At 73.5% G+C, this 24,513-nt stretch carries 27 protein-coding genes and 1 riboswitch; of the genes, 24 read left to right on the top strand and 3 right to left on the bottom strand.

Going from position 1 to position 24,513, the window contains the following annotated elements:
• Positions 1-9: 9 nt before the first annotated feature.
• The 23 genes from pyrF to ACOJV9_RS15855 all read left to right on the top strand — a co-directional run bounded on the left by pyrF (position 10) and on the right by ACOJV9_RS15855 (position 20,032).
• Positions 10-825, top strand: a complete 816-nt coding sequence (gene pyrF / locus ACOJV9_RS15965) for an orotidine-5'-phosphate decarboxylase (protein ID WP_420186229.1) — start codon at positions 10-12, stop codon at positions 823-825.
• Positions 826-940: 115 nt separating this feature from the next.
• Entirely contained in the window at positions 941-1,258 is a 318-nt protein-coding gene (gene mihF, locus ACOJV9_RS15960; protein ID WP_420186220.1) for an integration host factor, actinobacterial type, read from the top strand.
• On the top strand, positions 1,255-1,830 hold the full coding sequence (gmk, locus tag ACOJV9_RS15955) for a guanylate kinase (protein ID WP_420186219.1): 576 nt from the start codon (positions 1,255-1,257) through the stop codon (positions 1,828-1,830). The genes mihF and gmk overlap by 4 nt, the downstream gene beginning before the upstream one ends.
• 4 nt (positions 1,831-1,834) lie before the next feature.
• The gene (gene rpoZ / locus ACOJV9_RS15950) at positions 1,835-2,098 is read left to right on the top strand and encodes a DNA-directed RNA polymerase subunit omega (RefSeq protein WP_420186218.1); all 264 of its coding nucleotides are present in this window, start codon (positions 1,835-1,837) and stop codon (positions 2,096-2,098) included.
• Between the two features lie 7 nt (positions 2,099-2,105).
• Complete coding sequence (locus ACOJV9_RS15945) at positions 2,106-3,434, top strand: bifunctional phosphopantothenoylcysteine decarboxylase/phosphopantothenate synthase (RefSeq protein ID WP_420186217.1); 1,329 nt, start codon at positions 2,106-2,108, stop codon at positions 3,432-3,434.
• Positions 3,435-3,550: 116 nt separating this feature from the next.
• Entirely contained in the window at positions 3,551-4,771 is a 1,221-nt protein-coding gene (metK, locus tag ACOJV9_RS15940) for a methionine adenosyltransferase (protein WP_420186216.1), read from the top strand.
• Positions 4,720-5,580 carry an alpha/beta fold hydrolase gene (locus tag ACOJV9_RS15935; protein WP_420186215.1) on the top strand — a complete coding sequence of 287 codons (861 nt, stop codon included), beginning with the start codon at positions 4,720-4,722 and terminating at the stop codon, positions 5,578-5,580. The genes metK and ACOJV9_RS15935 overlap by 52 nt, the downstream gene beginning before the upstream one ends.
• A 10-nt stretch (positions 5,581-5,590) precedes the next feature.
• Positions 5,591-7,639: a primosomal protein N' gene (locus tag ACOJV9_RS15930; protein ID WP_420186214.1), complete on the top strand. Its 2,049-nt coding sequence runs from the start codon at positions 5,591-5,593 to the stop codon at positions 7,637-7,639.
• An 86-nt stretch (positions 7,640-7,725) separates the two neighbouring features.
• Complete coding sequence (locus ACOJV9_RS15925; RefSeq protein ID WP_420186228.1) at positions 7,726-8,640, top strand: ABC transporter ATP-binding protein; 915 nt, start codon at positions 7,726-7,728, stop codon at positions 8,638-8,640.
• Positions 8,640-9,482, top strand: coding sequence for an ABC transporter permease (locus ACOJV9_RS15920; protein ID WP_420186213.1), 843 nt, complete (start codon positions 8,640-8,642; stop codon positions 9,480-9,482). The genes ACOJV9_RS15925 and ACOJV9_RS15920 overlap by 1 nt, the downstream gene beginning before the upstream one ends.
• A complete protein-coding gene (locus ACOJV9_RS15915) occupies positions 9,482-10,294 on the top strand; it encodes an ABC transporter permease (RefSeq protein ID WP_420186212.1) in 813 nt (270 codons plus the stop codon). The genes ACOJV9_RS15920 and ACOJV9_RS15915 overlap by 1 nt, the downstream gene beginning before the upstream one ends.
• A gap of 45 nt (positions 10,295-10,339) precedes the next feature.
• Positions 10,340-11,290, top strand: coding sequence for a methionyl-tRNA formyltransferase (fmt, locus tag ACOJV9_RS15910; RefSeq protein ID WP_420186211.1), 951 nt, complete (start codon positions 10,340-10,342; stop codon positions 11,288-11,290).
• A gap of 4 nt (positions 11,291-11,294) precedes the next feature.
• Positions 11,295-12,809 carry an RsmB/NOP family class I SAM-dependent RNA methyltransferase gene (locus ACOJV9_RS15905; RefSeq protein WP_420186210.1) on the top strand — a complete coding sequence of 505 codons (1,515 nt, stop codon included), beginning with the start codon at positions 11,295-11,297 and terminating at the stop codon, positions 12,807-12,809.
• 24 nt (positions 12,810-12,833) lie between these two features.
• Positions 12,834-13,490 (top strand): ribulose-phosphate 3-epimerase, encoded by a 657-nt coding sequence (rpe, locus tag ACOJV9_RS15900; RefSeq protein ID WP_420186209.1) that lies wholly within the window; start codon positions 12,834-12,836, stop codon positions 13,488-13,490.
• Between the two features lie 3 nt (positions 13,491-13,493).
• Positions 13,494-14,057, top strand: a complete 564-nt coding sequence (locus ACOJV9_RS15895; protein WP_420186208.1) for a pentapeptide repeat-containing protein — start codon at positions 13,494-13,496, stop codon at positions 14,055-14,057.
• Positions 14,058-14,181: 124 nt separating this feature from the next.
• A riboswitch (FMN riboswitch) is annotated at positions 14,182-14,310 on the top strand.
• 115 nt (positions 14,311-14,425) lie between these two features.
• Positions 14,426-15,451: a bifunctional diaminohydroxyphosphoribosylaminopyrimidine deaminase/5-amino-6-(5-phosphoribosylamino)uracil reductase RibD gene (gene ribD, locus ACOJV9_RS15890; RefSeq protein ID WP_420186207.1), complete on the top strand. Its 1,026-nt coding sequence runs from the start codon at positions 14,426-14,428 to the stop codon at positions 15,449-15,451.
• Positions 15,451-16,068, top strand: coding sequence for a riboflavin synthase (locus ACOJV9_RS15885; protein ID WP_420186206.1), 618 nt, complete (start codon positions 15,451-15,453; stop codon positions 16,066-16,068). Before ribD ends, ACOJV9_RS15885 begins: the two co-directional genes overlap by 1 nt.
• On the top strand, positions 16,065-16,766 hold the full coding sequence (pnuC, locus tag ACOJV9_RS15880) for a nicotinamide riboside transporter PnuC (RefSeq protein ID WP_420186205.1): 702 nt from the start codon (positions 16,065-16,067) through the stop codon (positions 16,764-16,766). Before ACOJV9_RS15885 ends, pnuC begins: the two co-directional genes overlap by 4 nt.
• The gene (gene ribB, locus ACOJV9_RS15875; protein WP_420186204.1) at positions 16,763-17,992 is read left to right on the top strand and encodes a 3,4-dihydroxy-2-butanone-4-phosphate synthase; all 1,230 of its coding nucleotides are present in this window, start codon (positions 16,763-16,765) and stop codon (positions 17,990-17,992) included. The genes pnuC and ribB overlap by 4 nt, the downstream gene beginning before the upstream one ends.
• Positions 17,989-18,471 (top strand): 6,7-dimethyl-8-ribityllumazine synthase, encoded by a 483-nt coding sequence (gene ribH / locus ACOJV9_RS15870; RefSeq protein ID WP_420186203.1) that lies wholly within the window; start codon positions 17,989-17,991, stop codon positions 18,469-18,471. Before ribB ends, ribH begins: the two co-directional genes overlap by 4 nt.
• On the top strand, positions 18,468-18,731 hold the full coding sequence (locus ACOJV9_RS15865; RefSeq protein ID WP_420186202.1) for a phosphoribosyl-ATP diphosphatase: 264 nt from the start codon (positions 18,468-18,470) through the stop codon (positions 18,729-18,731). The genes ribH and ACOJV9_RS15865 overlap by 4 nt, the downstream gene beginning before the upstream one ends.
• 12 nt (positions 18,732-18,743) lie before the next feature.
• Positions 18,744-19,589: an ATP phosphoribosyltransferase gene (gene hisG / locus ACOJV9_RS15860; RefSeq protein WP_420186201.1), complete on the top strand. Its 846-nt coding sequence runs from the start codon at positions 18,744-18,746 to the stop codon at positions 19,587-19,589.
• A 47-nt stretch (positions 19,590-19,636) separates the two neighbouring features.
• Positions 19,637-20,032: a PH domain-containing protein gene (locus tag ACOJV9_RS15855; protein WP_420186200.1), complete on the top strand. Its 396-nt coding sequence runs from the start codon at positions 19,637-19,639 to the stop codon at positions 20,030-20,032.
• A gap of 123 nt (positions 20,033-20,155) precedes the next feature.
• Here ACOJV9_RS15855 and ACOJV9_RS15850 read toward each other — a convergent pair whose 3' ends face one another.
• Together ACOJV9_RS15850 and ACOJV9_RS15845 are read right to left on the bottom strand one after the other, a co-directional pair.
• Positions 20,156-21,916 (bottom strand): MFS transporter, encoded by a 1,761-nt coding sequence (locus ACOJV9_RS15850; protein ID WP_420186199.1) that lies wholly within the window; start codon positions 21,914-21,916, stop codon positions 20,156-20,158.
• Positions 21,917-21,926: 10 nt separating this feature from the next.
• On the bottom strand, positions 21,927-23,033 hold the full coding sequence (locus ACOJV9_RS15845) for an FUSC family protein (protein ID WP_420186198.1): 1,107 nt from the start codon (positions 23,031-23,033) through the stop codon (positions 21,927-21,929).
• Between the two features lie 36 nt (positions 23,034-23,069).
• Between ACOJV9_RS15845 and hisF the strand changes: the two genes are divergently transcribed.
• Positions 23,070-23,843: an imidazole glycerol phosphate synthase subunit HisF gene (gene hisF, locus ACOJV9_RS15840; protein ID WP_420186197.1), complete on the top strand. Its 774-nt coding sequence runs from the start codon at positions 23,070-23,072 to the stop codon at positions 23,841-23,843.
• A gap of 13 nt (positions 23,844-23,856) precedes the next feature.
• Here the strand turns inward: hisF and ACOJV9_RS15835 are convergent, their stop codons facing one another.
• On the bottom strand, positions 23,857-24,507 hold the full coding sequence (locus tag ACOJV9_RS15835) for a TIGR03085 family metal-binding protein (RefSeq protein ID WP_420186196.1): 651 nt from the start codon (positions 24,505-24,507) through the stop codon (positions 23,857-23,859).
• Between the last annotated feature and the right edge of the window lie 6 nt (positions 24,508-24,513).

Here is a 24,513-nt window from a genome sequence, read left to right as displayed (position 1 = left end):
CGGGCGGCGATGCAGCAGCACGGGCCGCTCTGCGCCGGCATCGACCCGCACCGCGCGCTCGTGGAGTCGTGGGAGCTGTCATACGACCTCGACGGGCTGCGCTCGTTCACCGCGGCCTGCGTCGACGCCTTCGCCGGCCACGTCGCGGTCGTCAAGCCGCAGTCGGCCTTCTTCGAGGTCTTCGGGTCCGGGGGAGTCGCCGTGCTCGAGGACGCGATCCGGGACCTGCGCGCCGCCGGGACGCTCGTGCTGCTCGACGCCAAGCGCGGCGACATCGGCTCGACGATGGCCGCCTACGCCGAGGCCTACCTCGGCGGCGGCGCGCCGGCCCCCGCCGACGCGCTCACCGTCAGCCCCTACCTCGGCTTCGAGTCGCTGCGGCCGGCCCTCGACACCGCCGCCGCCCACGGCCGTGGCGTCTTCGTCCTCGCCCTCACCTCGAACTCCGAGGGCAAGGACGTGCAGCACGCCCGCCTGGGCGAGCTGAGCGTCGCGGAGTCGATGGTGCTCGGGGCCACGGCGGAGAACGCCGCCGCCCGGGCCGCGGGCGAGCTCGGCAGCACCGGGCTCGTCGTGGGCGCCACGGTCGGCAGCGCGGTGCAGGAGCTCGGGCTCGACCTGGCCGCCGTGGGCGGCCCGCTCCTCGCCCCCGGCGTGGGGGCGCAGGGAGGCACCGCCGACGACCTCAGGCGGGTCTTCGGGGACGCCCTTCCCGACGTCCTGCCGGCGAGCAGCCGCGACGTGCTCTCGGCCGGTCCGGACGTCGCCGCGCTGCGTGACCGGGCTGCGGCGACCAGCGAGCGGCTGGCCGCCCTGATCGGCTGAACACCGAGGTCAGCGACCCGTACCGGTCCGACCGGGGTTGTCCGCCGTGGTTAAATCGATCGGACGGGTGTTGAGCAGCAGCACCCGAACCAGCACCACACGGAGGACACCCGCAATGGCACTTCCGCCGCTGACATCGGAGCAACGCTCTGCCGCACTGGAGAAGGCCGCAGCCGCCCGCCGGGAGCGGGCCACCGTCAAGAACCGCCTCAAGTACGCACAGGGCGACCTCAGCCAGGTCATCACCGAAGGGAAGTCCAACGACGTGATCGGCAAGATGCGCGTGTCCGCCCTCCTCGAGTCGATGCCGGGCGTCGGCCGGGTCAAGGCCAAGGCCCTCATGGAGGAGATCGGCATCAGCGAGAGCCGCCGCGTCCGAGGCCTCGGCCAGAACCAGATCTCCGCGCTCCTCGCCCGCTTCGACAAGGCGTGACCGGCACCTCCCGGCTCACCGTCCTCGCCGGCCCGACCGCGGTCGGCAAAGGAACCGTCGCGGCCCACGTGCGCGAGCACCACCCCGACGTCTGGCTGTCCGTCTCGGCGACGACGCGTCGCCCACGACCCGACGAGGTCGACGGGCGGCACTACCACTTTCTGACCAACGAGGACTTCGGTCGCATGGTGGACCGGGGCGAGTTCCTCGAGTGGGCCACCGTCCACGGCCGCGCCCAGTACGGCACCCCCCGGGGCCCGGTGGAGGCGGCGCTGGCGGACGGCCGGCCCGCGCTGCTCGAGATCGACCTCCAGGGCGCCCGCCAGGTGCGCGAGACCATGCCGGACGCGCTCTTCGTCTTCCTCGCGCCGCCCAGCTGGGACGAGCTGGTCCGCCGACTGGTCGGGCGGGGCACCGAGTCCGAGGAGGAGCGCGAGGTCCGCCTCACCACGGCGCGGGCCGAGCTCGCCGCCGCCGAGGAGTTCGACGTCACCATCGTCAACGACGACGTTCGGCGGGCCGCCGACGAACTCGTATCATTGATGCGCACCCCCAACCCGAAAAGAGACTGATTCCGTGTCAGGCACCAAGGCCAACCCCATCGGCATCACCAACCCGCCGATCGACGAGCTCCTCACGCACGCCGACTCCAAGTACTCCCTCGTCCTGTACTCGGCCAAGCGCGCGCGCCAGATCAACGCCTACTACGCGCAGCTCCAGGAGGGTCTCCTCGAGCACGTCGGCCCGCTCGTCGACTCCGAGGTCTACGACAAGCCCCTGTCGATCGCCCTGCGCGAGATCAACGGCAACAAGCTCACCGCAGAGAAGATCGAGGACTGAGCTCCTCGTGCGCGTCGTCCTCGGTGTGGCGGGCGGCATCGCGGCATACAAGGCCTGCTCCCTGCTGCGTCTGCTCGCCGAGGCCGGCCACGACGTCACCGTCGTCCCGACCGCCTCTGCCCTGAGGTTCGTCGGTGCCCCCACGTGGGCGGCGCTGTCGGGCAAACCGGTGAGCACCGACGTGTGGTCCGACGTCCAGGACGTCCCGCACGTGCGCCTGGGGCAGGAGGCCGACCTCGTCGTCGTCGCGCCGGCCACCGCCGACCTGCTCGCGCGGGCGGCGACCGGCCAGGCCGACGACCTGCTCACCAACGTCCTGCTCACCGCCCGCTGCCCGGTCGTCATGGCGCCGGCGATGCACACGGAGATGTGGGACCACCCCGCCACCCAGGCCAACGTCGCGACGCTGTCCGAGCGCGGCGTGCACGTCGTGCCACCGGCCGTCGGCCGACTCACCGGCAAGGACACCGGTCCGGGCCGCCTGCCCGAGCCCGAGGAGCTGTATGCCGTGTGCGAGCGTGAGCTAGCCCGCTCGGCCCGCACGTCCCCCACCGCTGCTGCGCCCGCGACCCCGGTCGAGAACCCGGCCCCCCTCGCGGACGCGAACCCCGGGGACGCCGCACTGTCCCCCTCGACGGGGCCGCTCGGGGACCTGGCCGGACGCCGCGTCGTCGTCAGCGCCGGGGGCACCCGCGAGCCGCTCGACCCGGTGCGGTTCCTGGGCAACCGCAGCTCCGGCAAGCAGGGCCACGCCCTCGCCGCCGCCGCAGCCGGGCGTGGCGCCGAGGTCACCCTCGTCACCTCGGCGCCGGCCGACCTGCCCGGCATCGACGTCGTCGCCGTGGAGACCGCGCTCCAGCTCCGCGAGGCGGTCCACGCTGCGGCCGCCACCGCCGACGTCGTCGTCATGGCCGCGGCGGTCGCCGACTTCCGCCCGGCGAGCTACGCCGCCACGAAGATCAAGAAGACCCATGTGGACGGGGCCGACGGCAGCATCGACGAGTCGGCGCCGGTCATCACGCTCGTGCGCAACCCCGACATCCTCGCCGAGCTCGTGCAGCGGCGAGGGGAGGCGGACAGCCCGGTCATCGTCGGCTTCGCTGCCGAGACCGGCGACGCGCACGGGACCGTGCTCGAGCACGGCCGAGCCAAGCTCGAGCGCAAGGGCTGTGACGTGTTGGTCGTCAACGAGGTCGGTGTGGACCGGACCTTCGGGGCCGACGACAACACCGTGACGATCCTGCGCCGTGGCAGCGACGAGACAGTCGAGGTCGGACCGGTGAGCAAGGCCGCCGTCTCGGCCGCGGTGTGGGACGTCGTCGCCGGGCTCCTCTGAGCCGACGCCACGGCCCCGTCGTGGGCGGCATCGCTCGGCACGCCCGGGAACCCGTAGGATTTGGCCGGTCCGCGCCGTGGGGCGCGAGAGTTCCGACCGTCTGAAGGAGAGCCCTGGTGGCTGCACGCCTGTTCACGTCCGAGTCCGTGACCGAGGGACACCCCGACAAGATCTGCGACCAGATCTCCGACTCCATCCTCGACGCGATGCTCGCGCAGGACCCACGGGCGCGGGTCGCCGTCGAGACCATGGTGACGACCGGCCTCGTGCACGTCGCGGGTGAGGTCACGACCGAGGCCTACGTCGAGATCCCCAAGATCGTCCGCGACACGGTGCTCGGCATCGGCTACGACTCCTCCACCAAGGGCTTCGACGGCGCGTCCTGCGGTGTCGAGGTCTCGATCGGCCAGCAGAGCCCCGACATCGCTCAGGGCGTCGACACGGCATACGAGAACCGCACCGGCGGCGTCGACCCGCTCGACAAGCAGGGTGCCGGCGACCAGGGCCTGATGTTCGGCTACGCCTGCGACGACACCGCCGAGCTCCTGCCGCTCCCCATCCACCTCGCTCACCGGCTCGCCGAGCAACTCACCAAGGTGCGCAAGAACGACCAGCTCGCCTACCTCAGGCCCGACGGCAAGACCCAGGTGACGATCGGCTACGAGGGCGACAAGGCGGTCCGCCTCGACACCGTCGTCCTCTCGACCCAGCACGCGGAGGGCATCTCCCTCGAGGGGCTGCTCGGACCCGACATCGAGAAGCACGTCATCGCCCCCGTGCTCGCCGAGCTCGCCGAGGAGGGCACGGACCTCGACACGTCGGGCTACCGCTCGCTCATCAACCCGACGGGCACCTTCGTCATCGGTGGCCCCATGGGCGACGCCGGGCTGACCGGCCGCAAGATCATCGTCGACACCTACGGCGGCATGGCCCGCCACGGCGGAGGCGCCTTCTCCGGCAAGGACCCGAGCAAGGTCGACCGCTCGGCCGCCTACGCCACCCGCTGGGTCGCCAAGAACGTCGTCGCCGCGGGCCTGGCCCGTCGCTGCGAGGTCCAGGTCGCCTACGCCATCGGCAAGGCCCAGCCGGTCGGCATCTACGTCGAGACCTTCGGCACCGAGACCGCACCGGCCGACAAGATCCAGGACGCGATCCTCTCCGTCTTCGACCTGCGTCCCGCCGCGATCCTCGACGCCCTCGACCTGCTCCGCCCGATCTACAAGCCGACGGCGGCCTACGGCCACTTCGGCCGCACCGCCGCCGACGGCGTCACGGACGCGTTCACGTGGGAGCGCACCGACCGCGTCGAGGAGCTCCAGCGCGCCGTGAAGAGCTGAGCACACTGACCCCGACCGGCCCCGACCCCCTCGTCCTCGCCCACGACGACGCAGGGTCGGGGCCGGTCGTCGTCCTGCTCCACTCCGGGGTCACCGACCGGGGCATGTGGGGGGCCGTGTCCCGCGGTCTCGAGCCGGCCCACCGCATCATCCGGCCGGACCTGCGCGGCTTCGGGGACACGCCGATCCCCGGTGGGGCCTACGCGGACGCCGACGACGTCGCCCACCTGCTCGACGTCCTGGGCGTCACCTCCGCGGCCGTCGTCGGCGCCTCGTTCGGCGGCCGGGTCGCGCTCGAGCTGGCGACCCGACACCCTGACCGGGTCGACTCCCTCGTGCTGCTGTGCCCCGCCCACCGGGGGCTCGACGTCGCCGACCCGGTCGTGCTGGAGTTCGGCCGGCGCGAGGACGAGCTGCTCGAGGCGGGCGACGTCGACGGCGCGGTCGCGCTCAACGTCGAGATGTGGCTGGGACCAGAGGCGTCGGACGAGGCACGCGCCGACGTCGCCCGGATGCAGCGTCGGGCCTTCGAGGTCCAGCTGGTGGCGGACGCGCTGGACCCGGCCCCGCAGCCGGAACGCGTCGAGGTCGACCCGTCAGCGCTCACCGTTCCGACGCTGGTGGTCTCCGGCGCGCTCGACGTCGCCCACAACCGCGACGTCGGCTCCCTGCTCGCCCGAGAGATCCCCGGGGCCGAGCTGGTGGAGCTCGGCTGGGCCGGTCACCTGCCCGCCGTCGAACGCCCCGACGAGGTCACGGCCCTCCTGCTCGACCGCCTCGGTCGGACGGCTGTCTCCGCGGTCGACTAGTTTCGGCGGCATGGGCGAGGTCGACGGGGGGACGCAGCTGTCGCTGATCCAGCCGACCACTCGCGCCCGTCCCACCCGGCGCGAGGGTGTCGCCGTCGCGCAGGCCGACCCGGTCGCCTCCGTCCTCGTGGACACCGGGCTGGCCCACCTCGACCGGCCGTTCGAGTACCTCGTGCCCGCCGACCTCGACGCGCTGGTCGTCCCGGGCGCTCGGGTCAAGGTCCGCTTCGCCGGGCAGGACCTCGACGGGTTCGTCGTGTCGCGCGCTGCGGAGCCCGACCACGACGGGCGCCTCGCGACGATCCGTCGCGTCGTCTCGCCGGAGCCGGTGCTCACCCCCGCGGTGCTCACCCTCGCCCGCGCGGTCGCCGAGCGCTACGGCGGCGCCGTGGGGGACGTGCTCCGCCTCGCGGTGCCGCCGCGGCACGCCGCCGCCGAGAAGGCCCTCGTGCTCGAGGCGCCCGGGGCCGACGCCGTCCCTGCGGGGGAGTCGGTCGCCTGGAGCCGGTATGCCGGCGGGCCTGCCTTCCTCTCTCGGCTCGCCTCGGGCGACCGGCCGGCCGCGTCCCTGCTCGCCGCCCCGTCGGTCGACCCGGCCGCGGACTGGCCACGGCTGCTCGCCGACGCTGCGGCGGCCGCGCTCGCGGGAGGGCGGGGCTCCGTGCTCGTCGTCCCCGACGCGCGCGACGTCGCCCGGGTGGAGGAGGTGCTGACCGAGCGCCTCGGCAAGGGGCACCACGTCCGGCTCACGGCCGACCAGGGACCGCAGGCGCGCTACACGGCATACCTCAAGGTCCTTCGCGGCCACGTGCGCGTCGTCGTCGGGACCCGTGCGGCCGCCTTCGCCCCGGTGCACGACCTCGGGCTCGTCGCGTGGTGGGACGACGGCGACGACCTCCACGACGAGCCGAGGGCTCCCTACCCGCAGGTCCGCGAGGTGGCCCGGCTGCGTGCCGACCTCGAGGGGGCCGCCCTGCTGGGTGCCGGCTTCACCCGGACCGTCGCCGTCGCCCAGTGGGTGACCGAGGGCATCGTCGTGCCGCTGGAGGCTCCGCGGTCGGTGCTGCGCCAGGTGGTCGCGCGGGTGCGCGTGGCGGGTGAGGGCTCGGACCTCGCCCGGGACCCGGCGGCGGCGCGTGCCCACCTTCCCTCGTCCGCGTGGCAGGTCGCCAAGGAGGCGCTGGCCCGGGGGCCGGTGCTCGTCCAGGTGCCCCGTCGCGGCTACCTCCCGTCGCTGTCCTGCCTGGACTGCCGCCGCCCTGCACGGTGCCGGGTCTGCTCCGGACCCCTCGCGCTGCGCGGTCCGGGGCAGCCCCCGACCTGTCGCTGGTGCGGCGCCGTCGAGACGCGCTTCGAGTGCTCGCACTGCGGCTCCCCACGGCTGCGGTCGTCCGTCGTCGGGGCGCGTCGGACCGCGGAGGAGCTCGGTCGGGCGTTCCCCGGAGTGCCGCTGGCGACGTCGGGTGCCGGAGCCGTCGTCGACCGGGTGGACGCGAAGCCGCGGCTCGTCATCTCCACCCCCGGCGCCGAGCCGGTGGCCGAGGGTGGCTACGCCGCCTGCCTCCTGCTCGACGCGTGGGCGCTGCTCGACCGGCCGGCGCTCGACGCCGCCGAGGAGTCGCTGCGCCGGTGGGCGGGCGCGGTGGGACTGACCCGTGGCGCGGTCGACGGCGGCGTGGTCGTGCTCGCCGGGGCCCCGACCCACACGACCGTGCCGGCGCTCGAGGCCCTCGTCCGCTGGGACCCCGCGTGGTTCGCCGAGCGCGAGCTGGCCGAGCGCGTCGAGCTGGGGCTGCCCCCCGCGGCAAGGGTCGCCACGCTCACCGGGGCGCGCCCTGCCCTCCAGTCCGCCGTGGCAGAGATGCGCCTGGGCGCCTCGGTGCGGGTGCTCGGTCCGCTGCCGCTCGCCGCGGACACCGAACGGGTCGTGCTCACCGCGCCGCTGGCCGACGGACCGGCCCTCGCAGCCGAGGTGGCGGCGATGCGCGCCCGCCGCTCGGCCCGCAAGGAGGCACAGCCGGTCACCGCGCGCCTCGACCCCCGCGACCCGGCGCGCTGACCGGCGACCGCGTCACCGTCGCGAAAACCCGGTGGCGATGTCGCCGCCCGGACCTAGGGTGTCGTGACGTGACAGTGACAGAGCCGATGATCCGTGCCCGCGGGGTGCGCAAGTCGTTCGGGGACGTCGAGGCGGTGCGCGGCATCGACGTCGACGTCCGCCGGGGCGAGGCCTTCGGCTTCCTCGGGCCCAACGGCGCCGGGAAGTCCTCGACGATGCGGATGATCGCGGCCGTGTCGCCGGTCAGCGCCGGCGAGCTGCGCATCCTGGGCATGGACCCGGACGTGTCGGGTCCCGAGATTCGGGCGCGGATCGGCGTCTGCCCCCAGGAGGACACCCTCGACAACGAGCTCACCGTCCGCGACAACCTCTACGTCTACGGGCGCTACTTCGGGCTGGCCCGCAAGGAGGTCCGCGCGCGGGTCGACGAGCTGCTGGCCTTCGTCCAGCTCACCGAGAAGGCCGACGCCATGGTCGACGACCTCTCGGGCGGCATGAAGCGTCGCCTCACGATCGCCCGGTCGCTCATCAACCGGCCCGACGTCCTCCTGCTCGACGAGCCGACGACCGGGCTCGACCCCCAGGCCAGGCACGTCGTCTGGGACCGGCTCTTCCGGCTCAAGCAGCAGGGCGTGACGCTCGTGCTCACCACCCACTACATGGACGAGGCCGAGCAGCTCTGCGACCGTCTCGTCGTCATGGACAAGGGGCTGGTCGTGGCCGAGGGCTCGCCGCTGGAGCTCATCCGGCGCCACTCCACCCGTGAGGTGGCCGAGCTGAGGTTCGGCGTGGGCGAGCACGACGAGCTCGCCGAGAGGCTGGCGGACCTGGGGGAGCGCGTCGAGGTGCTCCCGGACCGGCTGCTCGTCTACAGCCAGGACGGCGAGCACGTCCTGGCCCGCGTGCACGAGCGCGGCCTCGAGCCGGTGGCGACCCTGGTGCGTCGCTCCTCGCTGGAGGACGTGTTCCTGCGCCTCACCGGCCGGACCCTGGTGGACTGATGGCACTCGAGGAACGCGCGCCTCTGGACGGCACCACCCGGGACGACGTCTGCCGTCCCCCGAGCAGCGCGCTCGCCGGGGCGCTCCGCCTCGTCGACTACTGGGCCATCGTCTACCGCCGGACGTGGAAGGGCTCGGTCGTCACGTCGTTCGTCACGCCGCTCTTCTACGTCCTGGCCATGGGCGTGCTCCTGGGCGGGTTCGTCGAGGCGGACGCAACCACCCTGCAGGGCGCCACCTCCTACCTCGCCTTCATCGCCCCGGGCCTTGTCGCGGCGCAGGCGATGACCACCGCCTTCGGTGAGATGACCTACCCGGTGATGGGCATGGTCAAGTGGCACCGCACCTACTTCGGCATGATCGCGACGCCGCTGCGCATCGCCGACGTCGTCCTCTCGCACCTGGGGTTCGTGCTGTTCCGGGTGGCGACCACATGCGCGGTGTTCCTCGCGGTCCTCGCGCCCTTCGGCGTCTTCGGCTCGGTGTGGGGTGTCGTCGGGGCGTTCGTCGTCCAGCTGCTCGTCGGGTTGGCGTTCGCGACGGTGATCCACGCGTTCTCGGCCGGCCTCAGGGACGAGAGCGCCTTCTCGCTCCTCTACCGGCTGGCGATGATCCCGCTGTTCCTGTTCTCAGGTGCGTTCTTCCCGGTGTCGTCCCTCGGCTGGTTGGAAATCGTCGCCAGGGTGACCCCGTTGTGGCACGGGGTCGACCTCACCCGGATGCTCACGCTGGGTCGGGTCGACGGGGCCATGGCCGCGGTCCACGGCGGCTACCTCGCGGCGATGGCGCTCGCCGGCTGGTTCTGGTCGGTGCGCCGGCTCACGGCGAGGATGGCCACCTGATGGCGCTGCTCACGACGTCGGTGGGACGCGCGGCCGCCTCGCCGGTCTCCGCCGGGGAGGCCGCCGGGCTCCTGCTCTACCGCAACTACCTCGCCTACCGTCGCGCCTGGTACATCTTCGTGACCGGCTTCCTCGAGCCGGTCCTCTACCTGTTCTCCATCGGTATCGGCGTCGGGCAGCTGGTGACGGACTTCGAGTTCCACGGGCAGTCGATCCCCTACGCCGAGTTCGTCGCCCCGGGGATGCTCGCGGCCTCCGCGATGAACGGCGCGCTGCTCGACTCGACCTTCAACTTCTTCTTCAAGCTCAAGTACAACAAGCTGTTCGACCAGATGCTGGCCACACCGCTCACGACCATGGACATCGCGCGTGGGGAGCTCGCCTGGTCGCTGCTGCGAGGTGGCGTCTACTCCGCGGGCTTCCTGCTCGTCATGCTCGCCATGGGACTGGTCTCGTCCTGGTGGGCGGTGCTCGTCGTGCCGGCGACGCTGCTCATCGGCCTCGCCTTCGGCGGGATCTGCATGGCGTTGACGACCTTCATGCGCAGCTGGCAGGACTTCGAGTTCATCACGCTGGCGAGCATGCCGCTGTTCCTCTTCTCGGCCACCTTCTTCCCGGTGACGGCCTACCCGCCGGCGGTGCGGTGGGTCGTCGAGGTGACCCCGCTGTACCGCGGCGTGGTGCTGTGCCGCGAGCTGACGACAGGGGTGCTCACCTGGGGCTCGGCCTTCTCGGTGCTCTACCTCGTGGCGATGGGCCTGATCGGGCTGCGCGTCGTCGGCCGCCGGCTCGACCGGCTGCTCCTGACCTGAGGCCGTTCGTAGACTGGCGCGCGTGACGAGCCAGGACAGCACCCGATGAGGCTGGTCTTCGCCGGCACCCCCGAGACCGCCCTGCCCTCCCTCGAGGCGCTGCTCGCCTCCGAGCACGAGGTCGTCGCGGTCCTCACCCGGCCCGACGCTCGCTCCGGGCGTGGCCGCACCCTGCACCCCTCGCCGGTCAAGGCGCTCGCGCTGGAGCGCGGGATCGAGGTCCTCACCCCCGTGTCGCCGAGGAGCGCGGATGTCCAGGCGCGGCTGCGCGAGATCGCTCCGGACGCGTGCCCGGTGGTGGCCTACGGAGCGCTGCTGCCGCCCGAGGTCCTCGACATCCCGGGGCACGGCTGGGTCAACCTGCACTTCTCGGTGCTGCCGGCCTGGCGGGGAGCGGCGCCGGTGCAGCGCGCGATCATGGCGGGCGACGAGACCACCGGTGCGACGACCTTCGTCATCGAGGAGGGGCTCGACACCGGTCCGGTCCTCGGGCTCATGACCGAGACGATCCGCCCCGACGACACCGCCGGCAGCCTTCTGCACCGGCTGTCGCACGCCGGCGCCGGGCTGCTCGTCGCGACGATGGACGGGCTCGCGAGCGGCGACCTCACCGCGGTGCCGCAGCCCTCCGAGGGTGTCTCGCACGCGGCCAAGCTGACGACCGCCGACGCGCAGGTCGCGTGGAACACCCCTGCGTATGCCGTCAGCCGTCACGTCCGTGGGTGCACGCCCGCACCCGGGGCCTGGACGACGTTCCGGGGCGAACGGCTCGGGGTCGAGCCGGTGCTCCTCGGTGCGGGGGACGCCCAGGCGCTGCCCGACCTCGCCGCCGGCGAGGTGCACGCGACGAAGCAGGCGGTCCACGTGGGTACGTCGTCCGGGTTCGTGACGCTCGGGCAGGTGAGGCCGCCGGGGAAGAAGGCGATGGCCGCCGCCGACTGGGCCCGCGGCGTCCGGATCACCGACGGTGAGCACCTCGGCGCGCCACTACGCTGACCTGATGCCCTCACCCGACCGATCCCGTCCACACCGCCGACCCGGCGGCGGCACCACCGGAGGCACCACCGGAGGCAGTCAGCGGTCACGGCAGCGGCCCAGCGAGCGGTCCAGGCACGCCGAGCCGGCGCGGCTCACGGCCTACACGCTGCTGCGGGCAGTGGACGAGGGCGCCTACGCCAACCTCGAGCTGCCGGCCATCATCAGGCGGCACCGTCTCGACGCCCGTGACGCCGCGTTCGCGACCGAGCTGGCCTTCGGGACGCTGCGCATGCAGGGGTTCTACGACGCCGTCATCGAGCGCGCAGCCAGCCGGCCCACGTCGAAGGTGGACTCCGGCGTGCTCGACGTCCTGCGCCTGGGTGCCCACCAGCTGCTCGGCATGCGCGTCCCGTCGCACGCGGCCGCCGACCAGACCGTCGGCCTGGCCCGCACGGTCAGCGGCGCCGGGGCGAGCGGCTTCGTCAACGCCGTGATGCGCCGCATCAGCGAGCGGACCCGCGAGGAGTGGCTGGCCGAGGTGGTGCCCACCGACGGCTCGACGGCGGCGCTCGCGACCGAGTACTCGCACCCGGAGTGGGTGGTCAGCGCGCTGCGCGGCGCCCTCGTCGCGCACGGACGCGCCGGCAGCGAGGACGTCGACGCCGAGCTGCGGGTGCTGCTCGAGAGCGACAACAGCCCGGCGAAGGTCAGCCTCGTCGCCCGCCCCGGGCTCGCCACCGTCGAGGAGCTCGTCCGGGCCGGTGCCACCGCCAGCGCCACCTCGCCCTGGGGCGCGGTGCTCGACGGCGGTGACCCGGGGGCGATCCGCGCGGTGCGCGAGCGACGGGCGGCCGTGCAGGACGAGGGCTCCCAGCTGCTCGCCGTGGCGCTCGCGACCGCGCCCGTCGGCCCGGAGGTGCCCAGCCGGTGGCTCGACCTCTGCGCGGGCCCGGGAGGCAAGAGCGGCGTCCTCGGTGCCCTCGCCGTGGAGGCGGGCGCCGACCTCGTCGCGGTCGAGGTGAGCGAGCACCGCGCCGACCTCGTCCGCAGCACGCTCGAGCCGCTCGTGGCGCTCGCGGCGTCTGCAGGCCGGACGGTGGAGGTGCGCACCACGGACGGGCGGGAGGTGGGGGAGGCGGAGCCCGCGGCATACGGGCGGGTCCTCGTCGACGCACCGTGCACCGGGCTCGGGGCCCTGCGTCGTCGTCCCGAGGCGCGCTGGCGGCGCCAGCCCAGCGACCTCGCCCAGCTCGGCCCGCTCCAGCGCGACCTGCTGCGCAGCGCGCTCGACGCGGTGGCGCCCGGCGGTCTCGTCGGCTACGCGACCTGCAGCCCGCACCCGGCGGAGACGACCTTCGTGGTGCGCGACGTGATCAAGAGGCGCTACGACATCGAGGTGGTCGACGCCCGCGACCTCTTCCGCGACGCCTCCGGCGAGGTGCTCCACGACCTCGGTGACGGCCCGTCGGTCCAGCTGTGGCCGCACGTGCACGGCACCGACGCGATGTTCTTCATGCTCCTGCGCAAGAAGGCCTGACGGGCCGTCGATAGGGTGAGCGCCGTGCAGATCTCACCCTCGATCCTCTCCGCCGACTTCGCCGCCCTCGGGTCCGAGCTGGAGGCGATCTCGAACGCCGACTGGGCCCACGTCGACGTCATGGACAACCACTTCGTCCCCAACCTCACGCTGGGGCTCCCCGTGGTCGAGGCCCTGCTCAAGGTCTCGCCGATCCCGCTCGACTGCCACCTCATGATCGAGGACCCCGACCGCTGGGCGCCCGCCTACGCCGAGGCGGGAGCGCAGTCGGTGACGTTCCACGTCGAGGCCGCCCGCGACCCCCGCGCGCTCGCCCGGGCGCTGCGGTCCGCCGGTGCCCGAGCGGGGATGGCGATCAAGCCCGGCACGCCCTGGGCGCCGTACGCCGACCTGCTGCCCGAGCTCGACATGGTCCTCGTCATGACCGTCGAGCCGGGCTTCGGCGGGCAGTCCTTTCTGGCCGACCAGATGCCCAAGGTGGCCCAGGTGCGGGCGGCCGTCGAGCAGCACGGCGGCGAGGTCTGGGTCCAGGTGGACGGCGGGGTGTCGGCCTCGACCATCGAGCAGTGCGCCGAAGCGGGCGCCGACGTGTTCGTCGCGGGGTCCGCGGTCTACGGCGCGGAGTCCGCGGCCTCGGCCGTCGACGAGCTGCGGGCCCTCGCCGCCCGGCACGCCCACTGACCCGTGGCCGCCCACGACGTCGTCTCGCTGGCGGCGGGTGAGGTCGTCCGCGGCCTCGACGTGCTTGCCGAGGAGCTGACCGGCCTGGGCTGGGAGTCGGCCGCGGTCGTCGACTCCGTCTTCGAGGACTGCACGTTCACGGGCTGCAACCTGTCGATGGCCCGGCTCACCGACACCCGCTTCGTCGACTGCACGTTCGCCGGCTGCAAGATGCTGGCCGTCAACTGGACCGTGACCGGTGCCGGGTCGATGCTCGCCCAGCCATTGCGCTTCGACCGGTGCCGTCTCGACGGCTCGACCTTCGCCGGGCTCGACCTCACCGGTTTCACGTTCTCCGACTGCGTCCTCACCGACGTCGACTTCAGCGAGGCCGACCTGCGGCGCGCGTCGTTCACCGGCTCCGAGCTGTCCGGCACGCGGTTCGCGGCGAGCGACCTGCGCGACGCCGACCTGCGCGGCACCCGGGGCCTCGCGCTCGACCCACGGGACAACCGGCTCAAGGGTGCACGGCTGGACCTCGACGCGACGCCCGGCCTGCTCGCGTCGTTCGGCGTCGTCATCACCTGAAACCCCCCGCCTCGTGTGCCCCAGCGCGAGCCCTGGCTCGCGCTGGGGCACACGAGGCGGGGGTGGGGGAGGTCACGACGGACGCCCATTCGTCCTCGGGCGCGGGTGCGGCATACTGGGAGCCGACGTGCTCCGGGGTCGGTGCAATTCCGAACCGGCGGTGACAGTCCGCGACCCGGCCGCAGCCAGCGGCCGGTTGACTGGGTGGAAATCCCAGACCGACGGTGAGAGTCCGGATGGTAGGCAGCACGCGACAGCGGGACCCCTCAGGGTCGCGCCGTACGACGTCACGCCGTGACGTCCGGGCGGTCCCCGCACGATCGTCCCCCGGAGCTCGACCGACAGGTCTCGAGCACGAGGGCAGGACGATGCAGCAGACGAGCACGACCGACGCGCGGTGGATGGCGCGCGCCCTCGAGCTCGCCGCGCACGGTCCCGAAGCCGGCCCGAACCCGCGCGTGGGCTGTGTCCTCGTCGGCCCCGACGGCGAGCTCGTCGCCGAGGGCTGGCACCGCGGGGCGGGCACGCCGCACGCCGAGGCGGCGGCGCTGCTGGCCGCCGGTGCAGCCGCTGCCGGCGGCACCGCCTACGTCACGCTCGAGCCCTGCCACCACACCGGCCGCACCGGTCCGTGCTCGCGTGCGCTCGCCGAGGCCGGCGTCGCGCGCGTCGTGTATGCCGTCCCCGACCCGAACGCCTCGGCCGCCGGTGGAGCGTCCTGGCTGGGTGAGCAGGACGTCCGGACCCACAGTGGGGTGCTGCAGCCGGAGGCAGAGGCGCTCAACCGCACGTGGCTGCACCGTGCGCGAACCGGGCTGCCGTGGGTCACGTGGAAGCTCGCGACGACGCTGGACGGCCGCGGTGCCGCCGCCGACGGCACGAGCAGGTGGATCACCGGGCCGGAGGCGCGCGCCGACGTGCACGAGCAGCGCGCGCGGTGCGGGGCGATCCTCATCGGCACCGGCACGGCTCTCACCGACGACCCGCGGCTGACCGCCCGCCGCCCGGACGGCACCCTCCACGAGCGCCAGCCACTGCGGGTGGTCATGGGCCAGCGCGACCTGCCCGACGACGCCCGGCTCTTCGACGACGCGGCGCCCACGCTGCACCTGCGCACACGGAGTCCGCGCGAGGTCCTCACCGAGCTGTCCGCGCGCGAGGTCCATCACGTCTGGCTCGAGGGCGGCCCCACCGTCGCGGCGGCCTTCATGGCCGACGGACTCGTCGACGAGATCGTCGCCTACGTCGCACCGGTGCTCCTCGGTCGGGGGCGCCCCTCGGTGAGCGACCTCGGCATCACCACCATCGCCGATGCCCTCCGGCTCGAACCCACCGACATCAGCACCATCGGTCACGACATCCGCATCACCGCCACCCTCCAGGAGAACCACTGATGTTCACCGGCATCATCGAAGAGCTGGGGCACGTCCACGACGTGAGCTCCGGGGAGGCCTCGGCCCGGCTCACCCTCACCGGTCCGCTCGTGACGAGCGACGCGGTCCACGGCGCCTCGATCGCCGTGAACGGCGTCTGTCTCACCGTCGTCGAGCACGACGCCGACGCCGGACGGTTCACGGTCGACGTCATGGCCGAGACGCTGTCCCGCAGTGGGCTCGGCGCACTGGTCCCCGGTGACCCGGTCAACCTCGAACGCGCCATGGCTGCCTCGAGCCGCTTCGGTGGACACATCGTCCAGGGACACGTCGACGGCACCGCCACGGTCGTCGAGCGCATCCCGGGCGACCGGTGGGAGGTCGTGACCTTCACGCTGCCCGAGGCCCTGGCGCGCTACGTCGTCGAGAAGGGCTCGATCACCGTCGACGGCGTCAGCCTCACGGTCTCCGCCGTCACCGACACGACGTTCACTGTCTCGCTCATCCCCACCACCCTCGCCCTGACGACGCTCGGCGGCAGGGCCGTCGGGGACACGGTCAACCTCGAGGTCGACGTGCTCGCGAAGTACGTCGAGCGGCTCCTCACCCCACGCCCCACCACGGAGGTCACCACATGAACTGGCTCGAGCGACTCTTCGAGGCGCAGCTGACCATCGGCTCCTCGCACATCCTCTGGCGCGAGGTCGTCGGCAACGTGTTCGGCTTCGCCTCGGCGATCGGTGGCATGCGCCGCCGGGTCTGGGCGTGGCCCATCGGCATCATCGGCAACCTGCTGCTCTTCACCGTGTTCTTCGGTGTCGCCTTCGCCAACCCGCAGCAGCAGACGCTGTACGGGCAGGCCGGCCGCCAGGTCTTCTTCATCCTCACGAGCGTCTACGGCTGGTGGCGCTGGCAGGAGCACCGCAAGACCCGCGGCGCCGACGCCCCCGCCATCACGCCCCGCTGGGCCACGGTCCGGGAGCGGGCGGCCTATCTCGGCGTCTGGGCGGCCGGCCTCGTCGTCGGGCAGTGGGTGTTCGCGACGATCGGCGCCAGCTGGCCGGCGCCCCGCTGGTACTTCTGGTGCGACGCCTGGATCTTCGTCGGGTCCATGCTCGCGACCTACGCGATGGCCCGTGGCTGGAACGACTTCTGGCTCATGTGGATCGCCGTCGACCTCGTGGGCGTGCCGCTGCTCTGGCACTCGAAGTTCTATCCGTCGGCGGTCCTGTATGCCGTCTACGGCGCCCTGGTCCTCTACGGCTTCACCGTGTGGCTCAAGGCCTCCCGCGAGGAACGCGACCCCGCACCGGAGCTGACGGAGGCCCTGACGTGAGCCGGCTGTCGAGCATCGAGGACGCGCTGGGCGCCCTGCGCGCCGGACGCCCCGTCCTCGTCACGGACGACGAGCACCGCGAGAACGAGGGCGACGTCGTCCTCGCCGCCGAGACCCTCACCGACGCGTGGATGGCGTGGACGATCCGGCACTCGTCCGGCTACGTCTGCGCCCCGGTCACCGACGAGGTGGCCGACCGGCTGGACCTCCCGCTCATGGTGCGGGACAACGCCGACCGGTTGCGGACGGCATACACGGTCACGGTGGACGCGGCGCAGGGCGTGACGACGGGGATCAGCGCGGCCGACCGCGCGCTCACCGTGCGCCGGCTCGCCGACCCTGTCGCCGGCCCGGCGGACTTCATCCGCCCCGGGCACGTCGTGCCGCTCCGCGCCCGCGACGGCGGAGTGCTCGTCCGTCCCGGCCACACCGAGGCCGCCGTCGACCTCTGCCGCCTCGCCGGGCTGGCGCCGGTCGGCGCGATCGCCGAGCTCACCCACGACGACGGCACGATGATGCGGCTCCCGGCCGTCCTCGACCTGGGCGTCGAGCACGACCTGCCGGTCATCACGATCGAGCAGCTCGTCGCGCACCGGCAGCGGCACGACCGCGTCACCCGTCACGCGACGACCACGCTGCCGACCGAGGACGGCACCTTCACCGTCCACGCCTACCGCGACACCCTCACCGGTGACGAGCACCTCGCTCTCGTCAGCCCCCGCGGGCTCGGCGCCGGGCCGGTCCTCACCCGGCTGCACAGCGAGTGCCTCACCGGCGACGTCTTCGGCTCGGGCCGGTGCGACTGCGGCCCGCAGCTGCGCCGCGCCCGCGCCCGGGTCGCCCGCGAGGGTGGGGTCGTCGTCTACCTGCGCGGCCACGAGGGCCGGGGCGTCGGCCTGGCCGACAAGATCGCGGCGTATGCCGTCCAGGACGGTGGCGTCGACACCGTCGCCGCGCAGGTCGAGCTCGGCCTGCCCGTGGACGCCCGCGACTACGCCGCAGCCACGGCGATCCTGCACGACCTCGGGATCGGCGCGGTGCGGCTGCTCACCAACAACCCGACGAAGATCGCGGCCGTCCGCATTGCCGGCATCGCGGTCGCCACCGTCGAGCGGCTCCAGGTCGCGCCGGTCGCCACCAACGCGGCCTACCTGCGCACCAAGCGCGACGTCCTCGGGCACGACCTCGTCCTCGACACCCACGACAGCACGGAGGCAACCGCATGAAGGCCGGAGCACCAGTGGTCCGTACGGACGGGGCGGGCCTGCGGGTCGCCGTGGTCGCCGCGTCCTGGCACAAGGCCGTCATGGACGGCCTCGTCGACGGGGCGGTGGCCGCTCTGGCCGAGGCGGGCCTGCCCGACGTCAGGGTGGTCCGGGTGCCGGGCACGGTCGAGCTGTCGGTGGCGTGCGCCCGCCTGGCCCCGACCCACGACGCCCTCGTCGCGCTCGGCGTCGTCATCCGCGGGGGCACACCTCACTTCGACTACGTCTGCACCGGGGTCACCCACGGCCTCACCGACGTCAGCACCCGCACCGGTGTCCCCATCGGTTTCGGCGTCCTGACCTGCGACACCGCCGAGCAGGCCCTCGCCCGGGCCGGCCTCCCGGGCTCGAGCGAGGACAAGGGCGCCGAGGCCGCCATGGCCGCCGTCGCCACGGCCGTGACGTTGCGGGAGCTGGCTCCTCGTACGATTGACGCGTGAAGACCTTCGACGCCCTGTTCGCCGAGCTCACCGAGAAGGCGGCGACGCGTCCGGAGGGTTCGGGCACCGTGGCCCAGCTCGACGCGGGCGTGCACGCCATCGGCAAGAAGATCGTCGAGGAGGCCGCCGAGGTGTGGATGGCCGCCGAGCACGAGAGCGACGAGCGCGCCGCCGAGGAGATCTCGCAGCTGCTCTACCACCTCCAGGTCCTCATGGTCGCCAAGGGCCTGACCCTCGACGACGTCTACACCCACCTCTGAGACAGAGACACCATGCTGCGAATTGCCGTCCCCAACAAGGGATCCCTCTCCGACGCCGCCGGCGACATGCTGCGCGAGTCGGGCTACCGCACCCGCCGTGACTCCAAGGAGCTCGTCGTCCGCGACGAGGCCAACGGGGTCGAGCTGTTCTACCTGCGGCCGCGCGACATCGCCGTCTACGTCGGCTCCGGCACCGTGGACTGCGGGATCACCGGGCGCGACCTGCTGCTCGACTCCGGCAGCGCCGCCTCCGAGGTCATGGCGCTCGGCTTCGGCCAGTCGACGTTCCGGTATGCCGGCCGTCCCGGCTCGGTCGCCCAGGTCGCCGACATCGCCGGTCGCCGCGTCGCCACCAGCTACCAGGGGCTGGTCGAGAAGCACCTCGCCGACCACGGGGTCCAGGCCGAGGTGGTGCGGCTCGACGGAGCCGTCGAGACCGCCATCACCCTCGGAGTGGCCGACGTCATCGCCGACGTCGTCGAGACCGGAGCGACCCTGCGCAGCCAGGGCCTCGAGATCTTCGGGGACCCGATCCTGCGCAGCGAGGCCGTGCTCATCCGCCGTGAGGGCAGCCAGGAGGTCGCGGCCATCGAGGTCCTGCGCCGGCGGCTGCTCGGCGTCGTCACCGCCCGCCACTACGTCATGCTCGACTACGACGTCCCGGCGTCCCTCGTCGACGAGGCCTGCGCGATCACGCCCGGCCTCGAGTCGCCCACCGTCTCCAGCCTGCAGAACCCGGACTGGAAGGCCGTCCGCGCGATGGTCCCGCGCTCGGGCACGAACCAGGTGATGGACCGCCTCTACGAGATGGGCGCCCGCGCGATCCTCGTCACCGACATCGCCGCGTGCCGCCTGTGACCCAGCCGGTGTCCGCCGCGCCGTTCCGGTCCCGCCGGGGGCGGGCCATGGCAACCGTGATGGCCGCCGTCTCGCTCGTGCTGTTCGTCGCCCTGGCGCTGCTCGTCGCCGGGGTGGCGGAGGGCGGCTGGGTCGTGGCCGACCGGGTGATGATGGCGGTCCTCGGGGTGGCGCTCGCCGCGACGCTGTGGCGGTGGGCGAGCATCAGCGCCGTCCCCGACGAGACCGGCCTCACCGTGCGCAACCTCCTCGGCCGCCGGCACATCCCGTGGGGGGAGATCCGCGACGTGACCTTCGACGAGGGCGACCCGTGGGCCACGCTGCACCTGCGCGACACCGAGACCGTGGCTGTCATGGCCATCCAGCGGGCCGACGGCCTCTCGTCGCGCGCCGAGGCCCAGCGGCTCGCCGAGCTCGTCGCCGCCTCCCGCACCCGCTCCTGACCGACAGTCCGACGGTCGCCACGACCCGCGCGGCCGACGGTACGTGACCAATAGGTCGATTGTTGTCGGCCCGTGGCCGACCGGACGTGACCAATTGGTCGATGGTTGCGCGGATCAGCGGGGTCAGGGCACGAGGGCGCGGCTGGGCCGGAGCAGGAGGGCCGCGCCGATCTGCACGAGCATGAGCACCGCCAGCACGAGCCAGATCGTCGAGTAGCTCCCGGTCAGGTCGCGCACCGCGCCCATCGCGGTCGGCCCCAGCGAGGCCACGGTGTAGGAGCAGAGGAACGCCATCGCGGTGAACCGGGCGGCGGCAGCCGGCGACACGGCATACCGGACGAGCAGGACCATGCCGATCGCGAAGGAGGCCCCCTGCGCGGTCCCGAGCAGCACCGCCCACAACCACGGCGCGGCGTCGGGAGCGGCCCACACGCCCACCTGACCGGCCAGCCCGCTGATCCCGGCCCCGACCAGCGGCACCCGCCAGTCCCCGACGCGGTCGGTGAGGGCCGGCCCGACCAGCCCGGACACGAACTGGGCGCCGGTGAAGACCGACAGCAGCAGCCCGGCGTCGCGGGCGTCCCAGCCGTGGTCGGCGTAGGTGGGGGAGAGCCACGCCAGCGTCGAGTAGAACTGCCAGGACTGCGTGGCGAGGAAGGCCGCGACGAGCCAGGCGGTGGTGCTGCGCCACGGCAGCCGGTGGCTGGTGTCCGGTGGGTGCTGGTCGTGGTCCCCGCCCCGGTGGAAGGCCCGGTCGACCGGCAGCCAGAGGAGCACACCGACGACGGCGACCAGGCCCCAGAACCCCAGCGAGAGCGACCAGTCGTCGGCGGCGTCCGCCAGCGGCACCGCGACGGCGGCGGCGACCGCGGCGCCACCCATCATCGCGAGCATCTGGAGCCCGGTCGCCAGGCCCGCACGACCCGGGGGGAAGAACCCCTTGACCAGGCCGGGCAGCAGCGTCCCGGCGAGCGCGATGCCCGCACCGGCGCAGAGGGTCCCGAGGTAGAGGGCGGCGACCTCGTCGGAGAACGCGCGAACGAGGTTGCCGAGGGCGACGGCGACCATCGCGATGGAGACGCTGCGGGCGACGCCGATGCGCAGCCCCAGCCGAGCCGCGGCGGGCGCCAGCAGCCCCATGCACAGCACCGGCAGCGTCGTGAGCACGCCCAGCCACACCGAGCTGAGCCCGAGGTCCTCGCGGATCCGCGGGAGGAGCGGCGGGAGACCGGTCATGAGGGTCCGCAGGCTCAGCGAAACGGCCACCACACCAAGGACGACGAGCCCGAGGGAGGGCCCGGGCACCTCGGGCGCCGGCGGCGGCAGGGCGGAGCCGGTGTCGAGCACGATGTCGGCACCGGACGCCGCGGGGGCGCCGGCCCACAGCCGGCTCTCCTGGTCGGCCCACTCGTCCCAGTGCGCGGCGAACACCTCGCCGTCCCGGGCGATCGCCCTGGACCGCCGCTCGTGCGTCGGTGCCTGCACCCACACGGTGGCGCTGGCGTGGCTCCCGGCGATGGCGATCGCCCCGACGCCCTCGAGGACGACGAGCCCGGGCACGGGGACCGGCACGTCGGCGCCCCGCACGTCCGCGGCCCAGTCCCAGGTCGGGTGGCGGGCGGGCGCCCCGGACTCCCACGCCCCGACGAGGGAGTCCCTCGCCAGCGTGACCGTGCTCGCGAGCCCGGTCCACCCCTGGTGCATGTCGTCGACGTGGAGGATCTCCGCCCCCAGTGCCCGGGCGAGCTCCCCGGCCAGGGTCGTCTTGCCGGAGCCGCTGGGGCCGTCGACCGCGATGAGCGACACCGGGCCGCAGCGCGGACCGCGCTGGGCGACGAGCCCCCTCACCCGGTCGGCCAGCTCGTCCTGCCGCACCGTCTCCACGACGGCAACCCTAGGGGGCGGGCGACACCGGGACGTGCCCCACCGCCTCGTCGCCGCCCATCCCGGTGAGGACGAGGAGGTCGACGACCATCGACCGGACCTGCCCACGGATCACCTCACCGGAGAGGCTCGCGTGGGCCTCGGGCTGGGCGCTGAGCCGGCCGAGGCGTTCCAGGCCCGGACGCGACGCGAGCGGCTGCTGCCGCTCGTGCAGCTGCCTCGCGATGTCGTCGCACGATCGCGCGAGGTCGTCCACGAGGTCGACGTATGCCGGCGGCACGGCTTCGTCGCGCCGCACCGCGCTCGAGGCCCGGCGCACGAGGACCCGCAGGTTGCGGATGGCCCGGTCCAGCGGCTCGAGCAGGTCGGCGACCTGCTGCGCCGCAGGGAGGTGACGACGCCGGAAGGGCGACAGTCGCACCACGGCGACACCCTCCGCCGACAGTGAGCGCAGCTCATCGAGCATCGACTCCGACGCCCGGGCGCGTTGCAGGGTGCGCCGGGCCAGCTCCTCGTCCTCCGTGCGGAGGGCGGTGGCGGTGTCGGTGAGGATGGCCCCGATCTCCTGGACGACGAGGGCGGCCTTCTGCCGCGGCCGCTGCAGCCCGGTGGCCGGGGCGAGCACGCTGATGACGAGGGCGACGCCGCCGCCGATGACGGCGTCGAGCCACCGGGTGAACGCCTGGTCGGGCGCCGCGACGAGCGTGGTGATGATCGCCGACTGCACCCCCGCCTGGATCGTCATGAGCAGCCCGGCCCCGACGAGGGAGGCGGTGCCCATGGCGACGATGACGACCGCGAGCAGCTGGAGGACCCCGCTGCCGAAGACCTGGACGAAGAGGTCGCCGATGAGGACGCCGACCGCGACGCCGATCATCACCTCCGCGGCCCGGCGCAGCCGCTGGCCGTACGACAGGCCGAGGGTGATGATGGCCGTCACCGGGGCGAAGAAGGGCTGGACGTGGCCGAGGGCCGACGCGACGCCCCACGCTGCCGCCGCGCCCACGCCGCACTGGACGATGAACGCGAGCCGCCCGGACAGGCGGTCCGTGCGGATCCGGGCCTCCCGCCGCGAGCGCGCGGCGACGCGGGCAGGCAGGTCGGGGGCGGACGGCATACCTCGCATCATTCCCTGCCGGATAGCCTGCCCCCCGTGAGTGTCGCCATCCGTGTCATCCCCTGCCTCGACGTCGACGCCGGGCGCGTGGTCAAGGGCGTGAACTTCGAGAACCTGCGCGACGCGGGCGACCCGGTCGAGCTGGCCCGCAGCTACGGCGAGCAGGGAGCGGACGAGCTCACCTTCCTCGACGTGACCGCGAGCAGTGGTGACCGGGCGACGACCTATGACGTCGTCCGTCGGACCGCGGAGCAGGTCTTCATCCCGCTCACCGTCGGCGGCGGGGTGCGCACCGTCGACGACGTCGACCGGCTGCTGCGCAGCGGGGCCGACAAGGTGGGGGTCAACACCGCCGCCATCGCGCGCCCCGAGCTCATCGCCGAGACGGCCGACCGCTTCGGATCGCAGGTGCTCGTGCTGTCCGCCGACGTCCGCCGCCGGCGGACGGAGGACGGCTCAGTCACCGACGACGTCGAGGTCACCACCCACGGCGGCCGCACGGGGACCGGGCTCGACGCGATCGAGTGGTGCGTGCGCGCCGCCGAGCTCGGCGCCGGCGAGATCCTGCTCAACTCCATGGACGCCGACGGCACCGAGGCCGGGTTCGACCTCGACCTCATCGCCCGCGTGCGCCGCGAGGTGAGCATCCCCGTGATCGCCAGCGGCGGCGCCGGGAGGATCGAGCACTTCGCGCCGGCGGTGCGAGCCGGGGCCGACGCGGTGCTCGCCGCCACGGTCTTCCACTTCGGGCAGCTGACCATCGGCCAGGTCAAGGACGCGTTGCGCGCCGAGGGCCATCCCGTCCGCTGACGGAGCGGGACCGTCAGGAGAGGCCGAAGCGGGCGCCCTCGAAGCGTGCGACGGCGTCCTCGCGACCGGTCACCTCGACGTCGGCGACGGAACGACGTCCGTATGCCGTGAGCAGCAGCTCCAGCGGCGCTCCGGTGACGCTCACCGTCGTCTCACCGCTGCTCACGGTGATCGGCGTGCGCTCCGGGGCCAGGAGCAGGACCCCGTCGGGGATGCGACGGAAGAGCAGGCGTCCCATCCTCATCAGCAGCGACCACGCGGCGGACTCCAGGTGGGCCGAGGCCACCCGCCGGGGGCCGGGGACGCCGTCGCCGCGCAGGACGTCCTCGTGGTGGACCACCATCTCGGCGAGGTTCGACGCGTTGTCGACGGCGGGGAGGCGGGTGGGGTGCCAGGCCGGGGGACCGGAGCGCACCGCCTCGACGAGCTCCGGCCACGGCTGCGCGGCGATCCGGGCCTGCTCGCGGTCGGTGCGGTCCTTGAGGAAGGGCAGCCAGATCCCCGAGGCGAGGTCGGGGCGACCCTCGCGGACGACGAGGTGCGCCGCCAGGTCACGGGTCCTCCACGGACGGCACAACGTCGGCGCGTCCGGGCCCACCGCCTCGAACGTGTCGCAGAGCGCCAGGCGCTCCTGGCGGGCGAGGGTGGGGGAGGTGTCCGACATGGGCCC

Source organism: Knoellia terrae, assembly GCF_048606435.1.
Classification (GTDB): domain Bacteria; phylum Actinomycetota; class Actinomycetes; order Actinomycetales; family Dermatophilaceae; genus Knoellia; species Knoellia terrae.
The sequence above is the reverse complement of the archived record's forward strand: the minus strand, read 5'-3'. Positions and strand labels throughout refer to the sequence as shown.